This is a genomic window from Streptomyces sp. NPDC006326, assembly GCF_040612915.1.
Lineage (GTDB): Bacteria > Actinomycetota > Actinomycetes > Streptomycetales > Streptomycetaceae > Streptomyces.
Map to the genome: position 1 here is coordinate 61,606 of NZ_JBEXRC010000006.1, position 13,712 is coordinate 75,317.

15 protein-coding genes, 1 tRNA gene and 1 pseudogene are annotated in these 13,712 nt (G+C 71.5%); 12 read left to right on the forward strand and 5 right to left on the reverse strand.

The annotated features are described in order from the left end of the window. Positions 1-8: 8 nt before the first annotated feature. Entirely contained in the window at positions 9-1,814 is a 1,806-nt protein-coding gene (locus tag ABZ128_RS06890; RefSeq protein ID WP_356846502.1) for a prolyl oligopeptidase family serine peptidase, read from the reverse strand. Between the two features lie 101 nt (positions 1,815-1,915). Here ABZ128_RS06890 and ABZ128_RS06895 point away from each other — a divergent pair, with 101 nt between their 5' ends. From ABZ128_RS06895 to ABZ128_RS06935, 9 genes are all read left to right on the forward strand, one after another. Continuing rightward, on the forward strand, positions 1,916-2,080 hold the full coding sequence (locus tag ABZ128_RS06895; protein ID WP_356846503.1) for a hypothetical protein: 165 nt from the start codon (positions 1,916-1,918) through the stop codon (positions 2,078-2,080). Positions 2,081-2,298: 218 nt separating this feature from the next. After that, complete coding sequence (locus tag ABZ128_RS06900; protein ID WP_356846504.1) at positions 2,299-2,466, forward strand: hypothetical protein; 168 nt, start codon at positions 2,299-2,301, stop codon at positions 2,464-2,466. A 42-nt stretch (positions 2,467-2,508) separates the two neighbouring features. Then, entirely contained in the window at positions 2,509-3,876 is a 1,368-nt protein-coding gene (codA, locus tag ABZ128_RS06905; RefSeq protein WP_356846505.1) for a cytosine deaminase, read from the forward strand. An 11-nt stretch (positions 3,877-3,887) separates the two neighbouring features. Further along, on the forward strand, positions 3,888-4,544 hold the full coding sequence (locus ABZ128_RS06910; RefSeq protein ID WP_356846506.1) for an HD domain-containing protein: 657 nt from the start codon (positions 3,888-3,890) through the stop codon (positions 4,542-4,544). Between the two features lie 9 nt (positions 4,545-4,553). Further along, complete coding sequence (locus ABZ128_RS06915; RefSeq protein WP_356846507.1) at positions 4,554-5,081, forward strand: DUF5956 family protein; 528 nt, start codon at positions 4,554-4,556, stop codon at positions 5,079-5,081. Positions 5,082-5,106: 25 nt separating this feature from the next. Beyond that, positions 5,107-5,451 (forward strand): VOC family protein, encoded by a 345-nt coding sequence (locus ABZ128_RS06920; RefSeq protein ID WP_356846508.1) that lies wholly within the window; start codon positions 5,107-5,109, stop codon positions 5,449-5,451. 120 nt (positions 5,452-5,571) lie between these two features. Further along, positions 5,572-5,847 carry a hypothetical protein gene (locus ABZ128_RS06925; protein WP_356846509.1) on the forward strand — a complete coding sequence of 92 codons (276 nt, stop codon included), beginning with the start codon at positions 5,572-5,574 and terminating at the stop codon, positions 5,845-5,847. A 130-nt stretch (positions 5,848-5,977) separates the two neighbouring features. Continuing rightward, entirely contained in the window at positions 5,978-6,184 is a 207-nt protein-coding gene (locus ABZ128_RS06930) for a hypothetical protein (protein ID WP_356846510.1), read from the forward strand. A gap of 341 nt (positions 6,185-6,525) precedes the next feature. Next, on the forward strand, positions 6,526-7,998 hold the full coding sequence (locus tag ABZ128_RS06935) for a sialidase family protein (protein ID WP_356846511.1): 1,473 nt from the start codon (positions 6,526-6,528) through the stop codon (positions 7,996-7,998). 79 nt (positions 7,999-8,077) lie between these two features. Here ABZ128_RS06935 and ABZ128_RS06940 read toward each other — a convergent pair whose 3' ends face one another. Continuing rightward, positions 8,078-8,293: a hypothetical protein gene (locus tag ABZ128_RS06940; protein ID WP_356846512.1), complete on the reverse strand. Its 216-nt coding sequence runs from the start codon at positions 8,291-8,293 to the stop codon at positions 8,078-8,080. A 445-nt stretch (positions 8,294-8,738) separates the two neighbouring features. Here ABZ128_RS06940 and ABZ128_RS06945 point away from each other — a divergent pair. Then, positions 8,739-8,839 (forward strand): annotated as a pseudogene (locus ABZ128_RS06945) (site-specific integrase); the annotation flags it as partial. An 81-nt stretch (positions 8,840-8,920) separates the two neighbouring features. Here ABZ128_RS06945 and ABZ128_RS06950 read toward each other — a convergent pair. Both ABZ128_RS06950 and ABZ128_RS06955 read right to left on the reverse strand, forming a co-directional pair. Further along, positions 8,921-8,994: transfer RNA gene (locus tag ABZ128_RS06950), tRNA-Pro, on the reverse strand. Between the two features lie 112 nt (positions 8,995-9,106). Further along, on the reverse strand, positions 9,107-10,045 hold the full coding sequence (locus tag ABZ128_RS06955; protein ID WP_356846513.1) for a metallophosphoesterase: 939 nt from the start codon (positions 10,043-10,045) through the stop codon (positions 9,107-9,109). 68 nt (positions 10,046-10,113) lie between these two features. Between ABZ128_RS06955 and ABZ128_RS06960 the strand changes: the two genes are divergently transcribed. Next, positions 10,114-10,575, forward strand: coding sequence for a GatB/YqeY domain-containing protein (locus ABZ128_RS06960; protein WP_356846514.1), 462 nt, complete (start codon positions 10,114-10,116; stop codon positions 10,573-10,575). 90 nt (positions 10,576-10,665) lie between these two features. On the opposite strand, the gene ABZ128_RS06965 is transcribed toward ABZ128_RS06960, so the two are convergent. Next, the gene (locus tag ABZ128_RS06965; protein WP_356846516.1) at positions 10,666-12,936 is read right to left on the reverse strand and encodes a transglycosylase domain-containing protein; all 2,271 of its coding nucleotides are present in this window, start codon (positions 12,934-12,936) and stop codon (positions 10,666-10,668) included. Between the two features lie 398 nt (positions 12,937-13,334). On the opposite strand from ABZ128_RS06965, the gene ABZ128_RS06970 reads away from it, so the two are divergent. Further along, positions 13,335-13,685: a WhiB family transcriptional regulator gene (locus ABZ128_RS06970; protein WP_030299276.1), complete on the forward strand. Its 351-nt coding sequence runs from the start codon at positions 13,335-13,337 to the stop codon at positions 13,683-13,685. The last annotated feature ends 27 nt before the right edge of the window (positions 13,686-13,712 follow it).

The window sequence follows — 13,712 nt, forward strand, 5'->3', positions numbered from 1 at the left end:
CTCCCCGGTCAGGCGGGGAGGCGTTGCGGGAGGTGCTTGCGGACGAACTCCAGCTCCATCCGGACCTGCTTGATCCGCTCCTCGACGACGAGCGAGCCGTGCCCCGCGTCGTAGCGGTACACCTCGTGCACCGCGCCGCGGGCCGCCAGCCGCCGGACGTAGTTGTCGATCTGCCGTATGGGGCAGCGCGGGTCGTTGACGCCCGCCGCGATGTGCACGGGAGCCTTCACCGCGTCCACGTAGGTGAGCGGCGAGGACGCCTCGAAGCGCTCCGGGACCTCCTCCGGGGTGCCGCCGAAGAGGGTGCGGTCCAGGGACTTCAGCGCCTCCATCTCGTCGTGGTACGCGGTCACGTAGTCGGCGACCGGTACGGCGGCCAGGCCCACGGCCCAGGCGTCCGGCTGGGTGCCGAGGCCCAGCAGCGCCAGGTAGCCGCCCCAGGAGCCGCCCGAGAGCACCAGCCGGGCCGGGTCGGCGAGCCCGGAGGCCACGGCCCACTCCCGGACCGCCGCGATGTCCTCCAGCTCGATCAGCCCGACGCGGTGCTTGAGGGCGTCCGTCCACTCCCGGCCGTATCCGGTCGAGCCGCGGTAGTTGACCCGGACGACCGCGAAACCGTGGTCGAGCCAGGCCGCCGGAGTCGCGGCGAAGGCGTCGCTGTCGTGCCAGGTGGGCCCGCCGTGGATCTCGAAGATCGTCGGGAAGGGGCCCTCGCCGTGGCCCGCGGGCCGCTGCGCGAGCGCGTGGATCCGCCCGCCGGGGCCCTCCACCCAGACGTCCTCCACCGGCACCGAGCCGGGCGGCCGCAAGCCCGGGGGTTCGAGGACGACCCCGCCCGCGGTCGACCGTACGGCCGAGGGCTCGGCCGCCGAGGACCACTGGTACTCCACGGTCCCGTCGGGCCGGGCCGTCGCACCCGACACCGTCCCGGGCGGCGTGTCCACGCGTACGAGCTCCTGCGCGGCGAGGTCGTAGCGCCAGAGCTCGCTGCGCGCCTCGAAGCTGTGCTCGATGAGCAGCGCGGAGCCGTCCGGGTACCACTCGGCGCCCACGTCGCCGGGCAGGTCGATCGCCAGGTCCTCCTGGGCGCCGGTGGCCACGTCCCACACCATGGGCTCCCAGCGGCCGCGCCGCTGGTGGCCGATCAGCAGCCGGGTGTCCCCGGCGACCGGCGCGAAACCGAGCACCTCCAGGCCCAGCTCCTCGGTGCCGCCGCGGGAGTCGTCCAGCTCGGCGACGGTGCTGCCGTCGAGGGTGAGCACGCGCAGGGCCGCGTGCATGGCGTCGCCGTGCTCGGTGTGCTCGACGGCGATCAGCGTTCCGTCGCGGGAGAGGTCGCCGACGCCCGCCGATTCGCGGTGCCGGTAGACGACCGAGGGCAGCGAGCCGTCCGGGCGCACGACGTGGATGGTCGTGCCCTCCTCGTCGGTGGACCGGCCGACGACGGCCGTGCCGTCCCGGCCGAGGGCCAGGCCCGCCGGATAGGAGGGGTCCAGGCCGGGGGTGGCCGGCTCGTCGGGGCCGCCCGCGAACGGCTGGCGCACCCACACGCCGAACTCGTCGCCGTCGGTGTCGGAGAACCACCAGATCCACTCGCCGTCGGGGGAGAGGGTGCCGTCGGTGGTGCCGTTGGGACGGTCGGTGGCCTGCCGCTGCGTGCCGGTGGCGCGGTCCCAGGCGTAGAGCTCGTACGTCCCCGTCGCGTTCGAGACGAAGAGGCAGCGGTCCGGGGCGTCCTCGGCCCAGTCGGGCAGCCCGACGCGCGGGGCGCGGAAGCGCATTTCCCAGTCGGGCACGGCCGTGTTGTCAGTCATACCCCCATGTAACCCGATTGGCGCTGTCGGATGGTCCTGCGCAGCGGGAGGGGGCAGCGTGGGCCGGGACCCAGCCTGCTGTTTTCCCGTGAGGAGTGATCATGGCGAAGAAGCGCAAGGAGCCGACGCAGGAGAGCCGCGGCTCTGCGGAGTCCCGGACCCCGCAGAAGCCGGCACAGCTGGTCGAGGACGTCCGCGAGGCCCAGATGATGGCCCTCAAGGAAGACAAGATGCGCGAGCAGCGCATGAAGGGCGGGCGCGGCTGACGCGTCCCGGGCTGACGCGTCCCCGGCGGGGGCGGCGCCCCCGTGGGGGCGCCGCCCCCGCGCGCGTCGGCGCCCGGCCGGGGCGACCGCTCCGGCTGTCCGCTCCGGACCGGCTCCGGACCCGCTGCGGACCGCCCCCCGTTCCGGATGCCGTGTCCGGTGAACGGGGGGACAGTGGAGGACGTACGCCCTCCGGAGCGCCCCGAGGAGGCTCGATCATGGCCAAGAAGGCTCGCAGCGGTACGTCCCAGGCCGCCGAGCGTGAGCACGAGCGCGCGAAGAACACGGCGGCCGAGGCCCGCGCCAAGGCCGCGGCCCGGGACGCGCAGACGCTCTCCGCGAAGACGCGGGGCATGCAGCAGAAGGCTCAGGCCAAGCGCGGCTGAGTCGCCCGCCCACCCTGCGGTCCCGGCCGTAGGGTGGCCGGCATGCGGATGATCGTCCGGGGCGCCCGGCTGCTGCACACCGACGGAACCCACGGCATCGACGGAACCCACGGCACCGGTGGAACCCACGGCACCGGTGGGGCCGGCGGGGCCGGAGGCCTCTTCGACGTCGAGGTCGCCGAAGACGGCCGGATCGCGCGGGTGGTCCCGTACGACGACCAGAAGGAACCGCCGGCGACCGGCACGCTCATCGAGGCGCACGGCGGGCTCCTCACCCCTCCATTCGTCGAGCCCCACATCCACCTGGACACGGCCCTGACGGCGGGCGAGCCGCGTCCGAACGCCTCCGGGACGCTCTGGGAGGGCATCGCCTGCTGGAGCGAGCGCAAGCGGACCCTGACGCGCGAGGACGTGATCGCGCGGGCGACGGAGGTGCTGCGCTGGCAGGCGGCGCAGGGCGTGCTGCACGTGCGGACGCACTGCGACGTCACCGACCCCGCGCTCACCGCGCTGGACGCGCTGCTGGAGGTGCGCGACCGCGTGCGCGACTTCATGCACCTGCAGATCGTGGCCTTCCCGCAGGAGGGCATCGTGTCCTTCCCCGGCGGAGAGGTGCTGCTGCGCGAGGCGGTCGCCCGCGGCGCCGACGTGGTGGGCGCGATCCCGCACTTCGAGGACACCCGGGAGGACGGAGTCGCCTCGCTGGGCATCGCCTTCGCGGTGGCCGAGGAGCACGGGCTGCGGGTGGACGCGCACTGCGACGAGATCGACGACGAGCAGTCCCGGTTCGTGGAGGTGCTCGCCACGCTCGCCCTGCGCTCGGGCCTGCGGGAGCGGGCCACCGCCTCGCACACGACGGCGATGGGCTCCTACGGCGGTGCGTACAGCTTCAAACTCCAGCGCCTGCTGGCACGGTCTGGAATCAGCCTGGTCTCCAACCCGTTCGCCAACCTCAACCTCCAGGGCCGCTTCGACGCCTATCCGCGGCGGCGCGGCCTCACCCAGGTCAAGGAGATGCTGGCCGCGGGGGTCAACGTCGCCTTCGGACACGACGACGTGATGGACCCGTGGAACGCCCTGGGCACCGCCAACCCGCTGCAGACCGCGCTCGTCGGTCTGTACGCCGCCCAGCTCACCGGGGCGGACGAGATCCCGGTGGCCTTCTCGATGGTGACCGACCGGGCGGCGCGGGTGCTCGGCCTGTCGGAGGCGGAGTACGGCATCACGCCGGGCGCGCCCGCCTCCTTCGTCCTGCTGCCCGCGAGCTCGCCGCAGGAGGCGATCCGCCGCCAGGTCCGCCCCCGGTACGTCGTCTCGCACGGCACCGTCCTCGCCGAGACCCCGCCGGCCCCGACCCGGCTGTCCTGGCCGGGGGAGGCTCCCCGTGAGGTGGACTTCAACCGCCCGTAGGCTGCGGTGCCATGACGACACGTGGGAACTGGACGCAGGACACGGCGGCGGGCCGGGCGGCCCTGGAGATCGCCTCGGAGTACGCGGACGAGGCGCTGCTGAACCACTCGGTGCGCTCGTACGCCTTCGCCGCCGAGTACGCGGACCGGCAGGGGCTCGCCCATGACGAGGAGCTGTTGTACGTCAGCGCGCTGCTGCACGACCTGGGCCTGACGGCGCCGTTCGACAGCCACACGCTGCCCTTCGAGGAGGCGGGCGGCCACGTGGCCCGCGTGCTCACGGCGGGGCTGGGCTGGCCGGCGCACCGGCGGGCCCGGGCCGAGGAGGTGATCGTGCTGCACATGCGGGACGACGTCACGGCGGCCGACGACGTCGAGAGCCACCTCCTCCAGGTCGGCACCAGCGCGGACGTGTCCGGCCTGCGGGTGGCCGAGTTCGACCCGGCCTTCACCGCCGCCCTGCTGGAGGCGCACCCCCGGCTCGGCTTCGGCGCGGCCTTCCTCGCCCTGGTCGAGGACCAGGCGGCCCGCAAGCCCGACTGCGCGGCGGCCTCGTACGTGGCGGGCGGCGCCGCGACCCGCATCGCGGCGAACCCCCTGGACCACCGCGACGCCGTCCGGCTCCAGCCCGGGCCGTCAAAGGCCCCTCTCGCCGGGCGGCGGAGATAGCCTGCCCGTATGCCGTGGCACTGGGACTGGGACGAGGCCGGCGCACCGCATCCGCTGGCCCGGCGCCGTGCCGGGCGCAGCGAGCAGGAGCCGGACCGGCTGCCCGAGGTGCGGGAGCTGGAGGTGCTCGGCTGGGAGCCCGCGCCCGAGGACCTGCTCTGGGTGTTCCTCCCGTACGTCTGGCCCCCCGAGCACCGCACCTGGGTCCCGGACCGCTCGACCCGCTGGGCGGTGGAGACCCGCCTCGACGGCCACGGCCACGTCACCGGAGTGGAGTGCGCCCCCCTCCCGGAGCCGGACGTCCACCAGCTCGACCGGGAGCCCGAGGAGGTGCTCGCCGCCCTCGGGCTCCCGCCCCGGCCGCCGGGCCGGCTCTGGCTGCTGCGCCCGGTCGGCCCCTTCCCGACGGTCGGGGCGGTGCTCGACCACCTGCGGACGCTGGCGGCCGACCGCGGGGTGCAGGCCGGCGCCGGCAGCGCAGCCTTCCTCGCCCTGGCCGGAGCCGAACTCGCCGCCCTGGCCCGGGACATGGGCTGATCCTCCGGCGGCTTAGGGTGCGTGCATGCATGTGCGTCTGCAGCAGATCGTCGTCGACTGCCGGGAGCCTCGGACCCTGGTGCGGTTCTGGGCCGCCCTGGTGGGCGGTGAGCCCGTCGACCGGGCCCGCGGCTGGTCGCACGTCGACCTGCCGGGACCGGCCCGGCTCGCCTTCCAGCCGGTGCCCGAGGGCCGGGCGGGGAAGAACCGGCTCCACCTGGACCTCGCCGTCGACGACCTCGCGGCGGCCACCGACAAGGCGGTGCCCCTGGGCGCCACCCGGGTCGGCCCCCCGGTCACCGACGACCAGGGCTCCTTCCAGACCATGCGCGACCCGGAGGGCAACGAGTTCTGCCTCGTCACCCCCTGACGAGGCCCACCCCCGTAGGTGTGCGGAGGACAGGCCGGGCGGGGGAGGGGATGCGACGCTGGAGTGAGGGGCCCGCCGGGAGCAAGACCGCGCGGCCGACCCGGAAGGCAGGTGCGTCCCATGCGCACGTCGACCCGTATCGCCGGTGCCCTCACCGGCCTGAGCCTCACCCTCGGTGGTGTGGTCCTCGCCGCTCCCGCGGCCCGGGCGGACATTCCCGCCTGCACACAGATGGCCGAACTGGCCGGTGCCACCGATTCCGGCGCCGTCACAGCGGCCTGCGGCCGTGGCGTGGTCGGGGACCTGCAGGGTTGTGTGACCGGGCTGACCGGGGCCGGAGTGGCGGGCGGCGCCGCGACCGGTGCCTGCCGGGCGGCGGCCCACGAACCGCGTTAGGGGACCGCGGCGCCCGGCCGCGCCTCGCGGGCCCCATGCGGAGCGCCCATGCTGAGAAAAAGGGCGCCGTCGTCTTGAGACCAGTCCTTCCCGAAGGCCGAACGAAGGCGCCTGAGAGGAGGAGGAAGTCATGCGCCTGCGAAGAATCCTGGGCCTCGCCCTGGCCGCGGCAACCCTGGCCGGCATGAGCGCCGTGGGCGCCGTCAGCGCAGGGGCCGCCTCGTCTCCGAACATCTCCAGAGACGACTGCACGGCCGCCGGCGGACAGATCGTTGCACGCCCCTACGCCGGCTACGTCTGCGCGCTGCCTGACGGAACCACGCCGGCGATCACCTGACCGGTCGGTGCACGGCCGGGCAACCAGACCGTCTCGGCCTCGCCCGCCGGCACGCGGCCCACACCCCTCTCCGGGGACCTACGAGACGGCGCCGTGACAGCGGCGCCGTAACCGCACGACCAAGGAGCCGACCGGCTCGGTTCACCCGCCGGTCGGCTCCGCCGTGCTCCTCGACGACCCCGGGACGACTCCGTCGTTCGGCCCATCAAGGGCACCGGCTCCCACGCCGAAAAGGACCAAGCGGAGTCCCCCCACCACGCGTTCCAGTAGCCTCCGCGCCCCAGGCCGCCCCGATGACGGCGGTCCCCTACGCCGGCCGACAGGCCCGGAGGAGATCCCGCATGCGCGTCCGCCTGCCCCTGACCGCCGTCGCCACCGCCGCGCTCCTGCTCGTCACGGTCACCGGCGCGACTCCCGCCGCAGCAGACGGGAACCCCGACGGCACACCACTGGTCAAGGTGTCCCACGGCGACCCGTACGCGAAGTGCACCATCGGAGCGCGGTCCCCCGCCAGCATCGTCTACCCGGGCACCGAGGTCGAGCCGTACGTGTCCGTCGATCCGCGCGACCCCAAGCGCGTGGTCACCGTGTTCCAGCAGGACCGCTGGAACGACGGCGGCGCCCGTGGCCTGGCGGCCGGCTGGACCACCGACGGCCACACCTTCCACCGGAGCACGCTGCCGTTCAGCCTGTGCGCCCCCGGTGGCGCGGACTACGAACGGGCCTCCGACCCCTGGGTGAGCACCGGACCGGACGGCACGGTCTACGCCGGCGGGGAGGGCGTCGACTTCACGAAGAGCACGCGCAGCGCCCTCCTGGCCGTCACGTCCCGCGACGGCGGCCGCACTTGGCAGAACCTCACCACCACGCACGTCGACGAGCAGCCGTTCTTCAACGACAAGCCCTCACTCACCGCCGACCCGATCCGCACGGGCACCGCCTACCAGGTCTGGAACCGCCTCGACAACGACCCGCCCGGCCCCAGCTCCCTCGACGGTCCCGGCTACATCTCCCTCACCCGCGACGGCGGCCGCACCTGGAGCAAGGCCCGGCCGTTCGTCGACACCAGCACCGTGCCCAACACCCAGACCATCGGCCATCTGATCGTCGCCGACCGGGAGACCGGCATCCTGTACGACTTCTTCGACCGGATCACCTACGCCGACGACCTGAGCACCGTCGTCGAAGCCCGCTACGAGGTGGTCACCTCGACCGACGCCGGAGAGACCTGGAGCGCCCCGGTCACCGTGGCCCGTGACACCTCCGTACCGGAGGTCGACCCGAACGACCCCGCCAAACTGCTGCGCGCCGCAGCCACCCTGCCGAGCCCGGCCATTGACCCCGAGACGGGCACGCTGTACATGGCCTACGAGGGCTCGGACTTCTCCGGCGGAAAGTTCGACTCCGTCCAGCTCGTGCGGTCCACCGACGGCGGACGCACCTGGGGGCCCCCGGAGCTGATCAGCCCCGAGGGCGTTCCGGCCTTCTCACCTTCGATCGCGGTCACCGAGCGGGGCACGGTCGCGCTCACCTACTACGACCTGCGCTTCCTCCAGCCTGGCAACACCACCACCCTGCCTACCGCCTACCAACTGGTCACGCTGCAGCACGGAAACCCGAAGCTCCGGACCGAACGACGGATCTCGCGGGTCTTCGACTGGCTGCAGGCGCCGTTCGCCGGGGGCTACTTCCTCGGCGACTACCAAGGCCTGGTGGCAGACGGCAAGGGAGTACGGGCGGTCCTCACCGAGACCCACTCCGGCGAACCGCAGAACCGTACGGACGTGTACACCGGCAGCTTCCGCATCCGCTGACCGAAGCGGACGTAACCCACCCTGTCCAACAGGTCGCGGGAGCGCCCCGCGGCGCGTGGCTGCGAGGCGCCTTGGGGGTTCAGTCGATCTGCTGCCCGTCGTACGTACCGCCCTTGCAGTAGTTGCCCGCGTCATTGATCGCGGGCGTTCCGCCGCCCTGCTTGCACTGAGAAGGAGTGACGTAGGAGGGGGCACTCTGTGCGGTGGCGGCAGTGGCGGTGGCGACGCCTGTGAGGCCGAGTCCGGAGAGGGCTGCCGTGGCGATGACGGCGGCGAGTATTCTTCGCATGCGCATTTGGTTCCCCTTTCACGCATTGCCTCGGTTGGGGACACTAGCCAGTGTGATCTTCACCCATGTGGGTGGCAACTTATGCTGCGCCGTTCGGTGACGGCTCTGTCGGGTACGGCTCGATGACGCGACGCGTCGGACAGCAGGGTGGCCTACCTTGACCTGCGGAGACGCACGCTCGGCAGCGGAGGCCGGCCCGAACGCTGCGGGGTCTGGCGGACCCACACGTTCCGTTTGGCGTCCACAGGAAAAGTGCAGGTCAGAGCGGGCAAGCGATCTCCGGCGGACGTTGCGGACGCTATTTTCCCTCAACTTTCAAGTCTGTGCCCGGGACGGCTTTTAAGGACACCCGGCTCATGGGCCGTAGTTCGCCGCGGCCCCAGGGGCGGCCCGCGCCTCGCGCGGGCACGAGTGCAACTCATACCGCCCTGCCGGGCTCAGAGGGTGAAGAAAAGCCAAGAAGTCCCGCCGGACGATCGCCCTGCCGGCCAGGTGCGTGATCGCCCTCTGGCGGCAGTTCGAAGATCAGGGCTGGGAGACCGGCTCGCCGCCATCGTCCGGCGCGAGGTCACCCAGACACAGAGAGAGCCGGTGCAGATTGCTCTGCACCGGCTCTCACCTGGTCTTACTCTGTCGGGGTGGCGGGATTTGAACCCACGACCTCTTCGTCCCGAACGAAGCGCGCTGCCAAGCTGCGCTACACCCCGATCGCCGCCTTGCAGCGGTTGCTGTCCTGGCGACATCGATTACTTTAGCGGACCCTCGGCCGGAGACGAAATCCGGTTTTCGCGGGGGCGGGGCCCGGGCCGCGCCGGGGGGCTACGGCTTCGGGGTGAGGGTGAGGAGCGTGGCCTCCGGGGGGCAGGCGAAGCGGACCGGGGTGTAGCGGTTCGTACCGCAGCCGGCCGAGACGTGGAGGTAGGAGCGGTGGCCGGCGGCCTCGTGCGTCGAGAGGCCCTTCACCCGCTTCGTGTCCAGGTCGCAGTTGGTGACGAGCGCCCCGTAGAAGGGGATGCACAGCTGGCCGCCGTGGGTGTGCCCGGCCAGGATCAGCGGGTAGCGGTCAGCCGTGAAGGCCTCCAGGACCCGCAGGTACGGGGCGTGCACCACGGCGATCGAGAAGTCGGCGTCCGCCTCCGGTCCGCCGGCCACCCGCTCGTAGCGGTCGCGCTTGATGTGCGGGTCGTCCAGGCCGGTGAAGGCCAGCTCCATGCCGTCGAGCTTCAGCCGCCCCCGCGTGTTGGTGAGGTTGACCCAGCCGGCCGCGTCGAAGGCGTCCCGCATGTCCTCCCACGGGTTGTGCACGGCGCCGACGACCGGCTTGTTGCCGTTCAGCCCGTGCCGGCCCTGGACCTTCTCCACCAGGTAGCGCCCGGGGTTGCGCAGCCGCGGTCCGTAGTAGTCGTTCGAGCCGAAGACGTACACGCCCGGGAAGGACATCAGCGGGCCGAGGGCGTCGAGCACCTCCGGCACCCCCTCCGTGTCGGAGAGGTTGTCGCCGGTGTTCACGACGAAGTCCGGGCGCAGGCCCGCGAGGGACTGCAGCCAGGCGCGCTTCTTGCGCTGGCCGCCGACCATGTGGATGTCGGAGACCTGCAGTATGCGCAGCGGGCGCATCCCGGCGGGCAGCACCGGCACCGTGATCCTGCGCAGCCGGAACGACCGCGCCTCGAAACCGGCGGCATAGGCCACACCAGCGGCCCCCACCGCCGCGATTCCGGCGGTGACCTTCAGGGGTACTCCGTAACGCGCACGCATGGCCCCATCGTCTCAGACCCGGAAAACCAGCGGGCGCCGCCGCCCCCGCACCTGGCAGACTCAGGTCCATGACCACGCTCAAGGCCAAGCTCCAGGAAGACCTCACCACCGCCATCAAGGCGCGCGACGAGCTGCACTCGTCCACGCTGCGACTGACCCTTGCCGCCATCACCAAGGAGGAGGTCGCGGGCAAGGAAGCGCGCACGCTCTCCGACGAGGAAGTCCTCAAGGTGATCGCCAAGGAGGCGAAGAAGCGCCGTGAGGCCGCGGAGGCCTTCGCGCAGGGCGGCCGTGCCGAGCAGGCCGCGCGCGAGACGGCGGAGGGCGAGTTCCTGGACACCTACCTGCCCAAGCAGCTCACCGACGAGGAGCTCGACGCGATCGTCGGACAGGCCGTCGAGGAGGCCAGGGCGGCGGGTGCCGAGGGGCCGCGGGCCATGGGCGCCGTCATGAAGATCGTGAACCCGAAGGTGGCGGGGCTCGCGGAGGGCGGCCGGGTGGCCGCCGCCGTGAAGAAGCGCCTCTCCTAGACCTGGAACCAGGACCGCAGAAGAAGGGGGAGGGCCCGGCCTGACGGCCGGGCCCTCCCCTTTCCTCTTCTTCTACGGAGTCTCGTTCTTCTACGGAGTCTCGGGGCCGCCGATCACGCCCGGCTCCAGGGTGATCCCCGGGAACGGGTTGATGCCGCCCGTGGCGCCGCCCGTGGCTCCGCCGACCGTCTGGCCGCCGGGCTTGCCGTCACGGCCGGGCTTTCCCGGCTTGGTCGGCCGGTTCGGGTTCGGGTTGGGGTTCGGCGGGGTGGGGCGGCCGCCTCCGGCCGGTACCCCTGCGTCCGGGATGCCGACCGTGGCGAAGTTGGGCGCCTCCCGGCCCGCGAGCGCGCCCGTGACCGCCTGCTTCCAGATCGGGCCGGGCAGCCCGCCGCCGTAGACCTTGTCGTAGAACTGGCCGCCGATGGTGATGTTCTCCATCGCCACCTGCTTGGCGCCGCCGGAGCCGACCCAGGTCGCGCCCGCCATGTTCGGGGTGTACCCGACGAACCAGGCGTTGTAGCGGTTGTCGGTGGTGCCGGTCTTGCCCGCGTTCTGCCGGTCGGTCAGGCCCGCGGCGGTACCCGTACCGGAGTCGACCACGCCGAGCAGCAGCGTGTTGACGGTGTCGGCCGTCTTCTCCGACATCACCCGGTCGCACTGGGTCTTCGGCACCCCGAGGGCCTTGCCGTGCGTGTCGGTGATCGACTCGATGGCGATCGGCGTGCAGTAGACACCGCGGTTGGCGAAGGCCGCGTACGCGTTGGCCATGGTCAGCGGGGACATGCCCTCGGTGCCGAGCGCGATGGCCGGGACCTCGGGCAGCTTGGTGCCGTCGGCCGGGATCACCCCGAGCTTGGTGGTCATCTCCGTCACGGGGCAGACACCGGTCTCCGCGATCATCTCCACGAAGTACGTGTTGACCGACTTGGCCATCGCGTCCTTCATGCCGTACGGGCCGATCTCGGACTCCGACTCGTTCTCCACCCGCTCCTTGGCGGTGTTGACCCACGGCTTGTCACCGCAGGTCCGCACCGGGCTCGGGTACTCCATGTCGTGCGGCGACGGGTACGTCTTGGTCGGCGAGACGCCGCGCTCGATGGCCGCGGCGGCGACGAACGGCTTGAAGGTCGAGCCCGTCGGGAAGCCGAAGTTCGAGCCGCCCATCCGCTTGTCCACGGAGAAGTTGATCTGGGTCTCGTTCTTGCCGAAGCCGTACGGCTTGGACTGGCCCATGCCGAGCACCCGGCCGGTGCCGGGCTGCACCAGCGTCACGGCCGTCGCGACCTTGTCGTCCTGGTCGACGTGGTCCTTGATCGACTCGTTGACCGCGTCCTGCGACTGCGGGTCCAGCGTCGTACGGATGGTCAGGCCGCCCTGGTTCCAGACCTTGGCCCGCTCCTCGCGCGTCTTGCCGAACACCGGGTCGGTCAGGAAGGTGTTGCGCACGTAGTCGCAGAAGAAGCCCGCGCCCTTGACCGAGGTGATGCAGCCGTTCCTGGGCCGGGTCACCTTCAGCTGGACGGGCTTCTTCTTCGCCTCGTCCGCCTCCGCCTGCGAGATGTCCTTGATGTCGGCCATCCGCTGGAGGACGACGTTGCGGCGCTTCATCGCCTCCTGGGTGTCGTTCACCGGGTCGAACCGGGTGGGCGACTGCACCACGCCCGCCAGCAGCGCCGACTCCTCCAGGGTCAGGTCCTTGGCCGGCTTGCTGAAGTAGCGCTGGGAGGCGGATTCGATGCCGTACGCCTGCTGGCCGAAGTACGTGATGTTGAGGTAGTTCTCCAGGATCTTCTTCTTCCCGAGCTCCTCCTCGACCTGGATCGAGTACTTCAGCTCGCGGATCTTGCGCCCGAGGCTCTTCTCCTGGGCCTCGCGCACCTTCGTCTCGTCGTCGCCGGCCTCCTCGACGAAGACGTTCTTCACGTACTGCTGGGTGAGCGTCGAGGCGCCCTGGGCCGCGCCGCCCTCCTGGGCATTGCGGTTGACCGCGCGCAGGATGCCCTTGAGGTCGACCGCCCCGTGCTCGTAGAAACGCGAGTCCTCGATCGCGACGATCGCCTTCTGCATGTACGGGGAGATGGCCGTGAGCGGGACCACCTGCCGGTCACGTGAATAGACCGTGGCGATCAAGCCACCCTCGGCGTCCAGAATCGTCGTGCGCTGGCTCAGCGGCGGTGTCTTCAGGTTGGCCGGGATCTCGTCGAATCCCTCGACCGTCCCCTTTGCGGCGAGCCCCAGGGCACCTGCGCCCGGGATCGCGATGCCGGCCAGCACGACTCCGGCGAGAACGGACACCCCGAGGAACTTGGCGGCCTGCTGCGGCCCCGTGAGCCCGGCGCCCGAGCGCTTCTTTCCCATGGAGGGCAGCCTACGTTCTCATTCACCGGACACACGCGAATGCCTTGGCCTAAGCTGTCCCCAACTGTCACAGCAGTGCGGTGCGACATCAACCCCTCGGCTTGTTTTTCACCCTTCCCGAATGGGGTGGACACATGTCCGAATCTCGCCCTTCACTCTGATGGCCCATCGTCCGCACTCTGCCGATTCCACCCGAATCGCCGGAATGGTCGGGCATGTCGCCGGATCACTCCGTCGGGTGATCTGCCGCTTACCCATAGTCCGTTCGGACCATTCAAGATTGGGCCCGTCGGGGGTGTTGCACTGTGCTCGCCTTCCGTAACGTCCTCAACTGGCAGCGGTGAATATGCCGCTTGCCGCCGTGGGGGAGCCTCGATTCGGGAGAGGACGGCGCCGTGATGGGCTGGGTTACCGACTGGAGTGCGCAGGCAGCCTGCCGCACTACCGATCCGGATGAACTGTTCGTTCAAGGAGCGGCACAGAACAGGGCCAAGGCGGTGTGCACCGGATGTCCGGTGCGGACCGAGTGCCTGGCCGACGCGCTCGACAATCGTGTCGAGTTCGGAGTATGGGGCGGAATGACCGAGCGGGAGCGTCGCGCACTGCTGCGCCGGCGTCCCACCGTCACCTCGTGGCGACGGCTGCTCGAAACCGCGCGCACAGAGTACGAGCGCAGTACGGGCATCCTCACCGTGGATGTCGATGCGGAGATCGACGTTCCGTACGAGACGTACGCGGCAGCCGGGTAGACCCACCCGCGGTCCGCGTACGGACAC

Bases quoted from the DNA above. Each gene is read 5' to 3' on its own strand.
- ABZ128_RS06890 (WP_356846502.1), bottom strand. From the start codon at position 1,814: ATGACTGACAACACGGCCGTGCCCGACTGGGAAATGCGCTTCCGCGCC.
- ABZ128_RS06895 (WP_356846503.1), top strand. From the start codon at position 1,916: ATGGCGAAGAAGCGCAAGGAGCCGACGCAGGAGAGCCGCGGCTCTGCG.
- ABZ128_RS06900 (WP_356846504.1), top strand. From the start codon at position 2,299: ATGGCCAAGAAGGCTCGCAGCGGTACGTCCCAGGCCGCCGAGCGTGAG.
- codA (WP_356846505.1), top strand. From the start codon at position 2,509: ATGCGGATGATCGTCCGGGGCGCCCGGCTGCTGCACACCGACGGAACC.
- ABZ128_RS06910 (WP_356846506.1), top strand. From the start codon at position 3,888: ATGACGACACGTGGGAACTGGACGCAGGACACGGCGGCGGGCCGGGCG.
- ABZ128_RS06915 (WP_356846507.1), top strand. From the start codon at position 4,554: ATGCCGTGGCACTGGGACTGGGACGAGGCCGGCGCACCGCATCCGCTG.
- ABZ128_RS06920 (WP_356846508.1), top strand. From the start codon at position 5,107: ATGCATGTGCGTCTGCAGCAGATCGTCGTCGACTGCCGGGAGCCTCGG.
- ABZ128_RS06925 (WP_356846509.1), top strand. From the start codon at position 5,572: ATGCGCACGTCGACCCGTATCGCCGGTGCCCTCACCGGCCTGAGCCTC.
- ABZ128_RS06930 (WP_356846510.1), top strand. From the start codon at position 5,978: ATGCGCCTGCGAAGAATCCTGGGCCTCGCCCTGGCCGCGGCAACCCTG.
- ABZ128_RS06935 (WP_356846511.1), top strand. From the start codon at position 6,526: ATGCGCGTCCGCCTGCCCCTGACCGCCGTCGCCACCGCCGCGCTCCTG.
- ABZ128_RS06940 (WP_356846512.1), bottom strand. From the start codon at position 8,293: ATGCGCATGCGAAGAATACTCGCCGCCGTCATCGCCACGGCAGCCCTC.
- ABZ128_RS06955 (WP_356846513.1), bottom strand. From the start codon at position 10,045: ATGCGTGCGCGTTACGGAGTACCCCTGAAGGTCACCGCCGGAATCGCG.
- ABZ128_RS06960 (WP_356846514.1), top strand. From the start codon at position 10,114: ATGACCACGCTCAAGGCCAAGCTCCAGGAAGACCTCACCACCGCCATC.
- ABZ128_RS06965 (WP_356846516.1), bottom strand. From the start codon at position 12,936: ATGGGAAAGAAGCGCTCGGGCGCCGGGCTCACGGGGCCGCAGCAGGCC.
- ABZ128_RS06970 (WP_030299276.1), top strand. From the start codon at position 13,335: ATGGGCTGGGTTACCGACTGGAGTGCGCAGGCAGCCTGCCGCACTACC.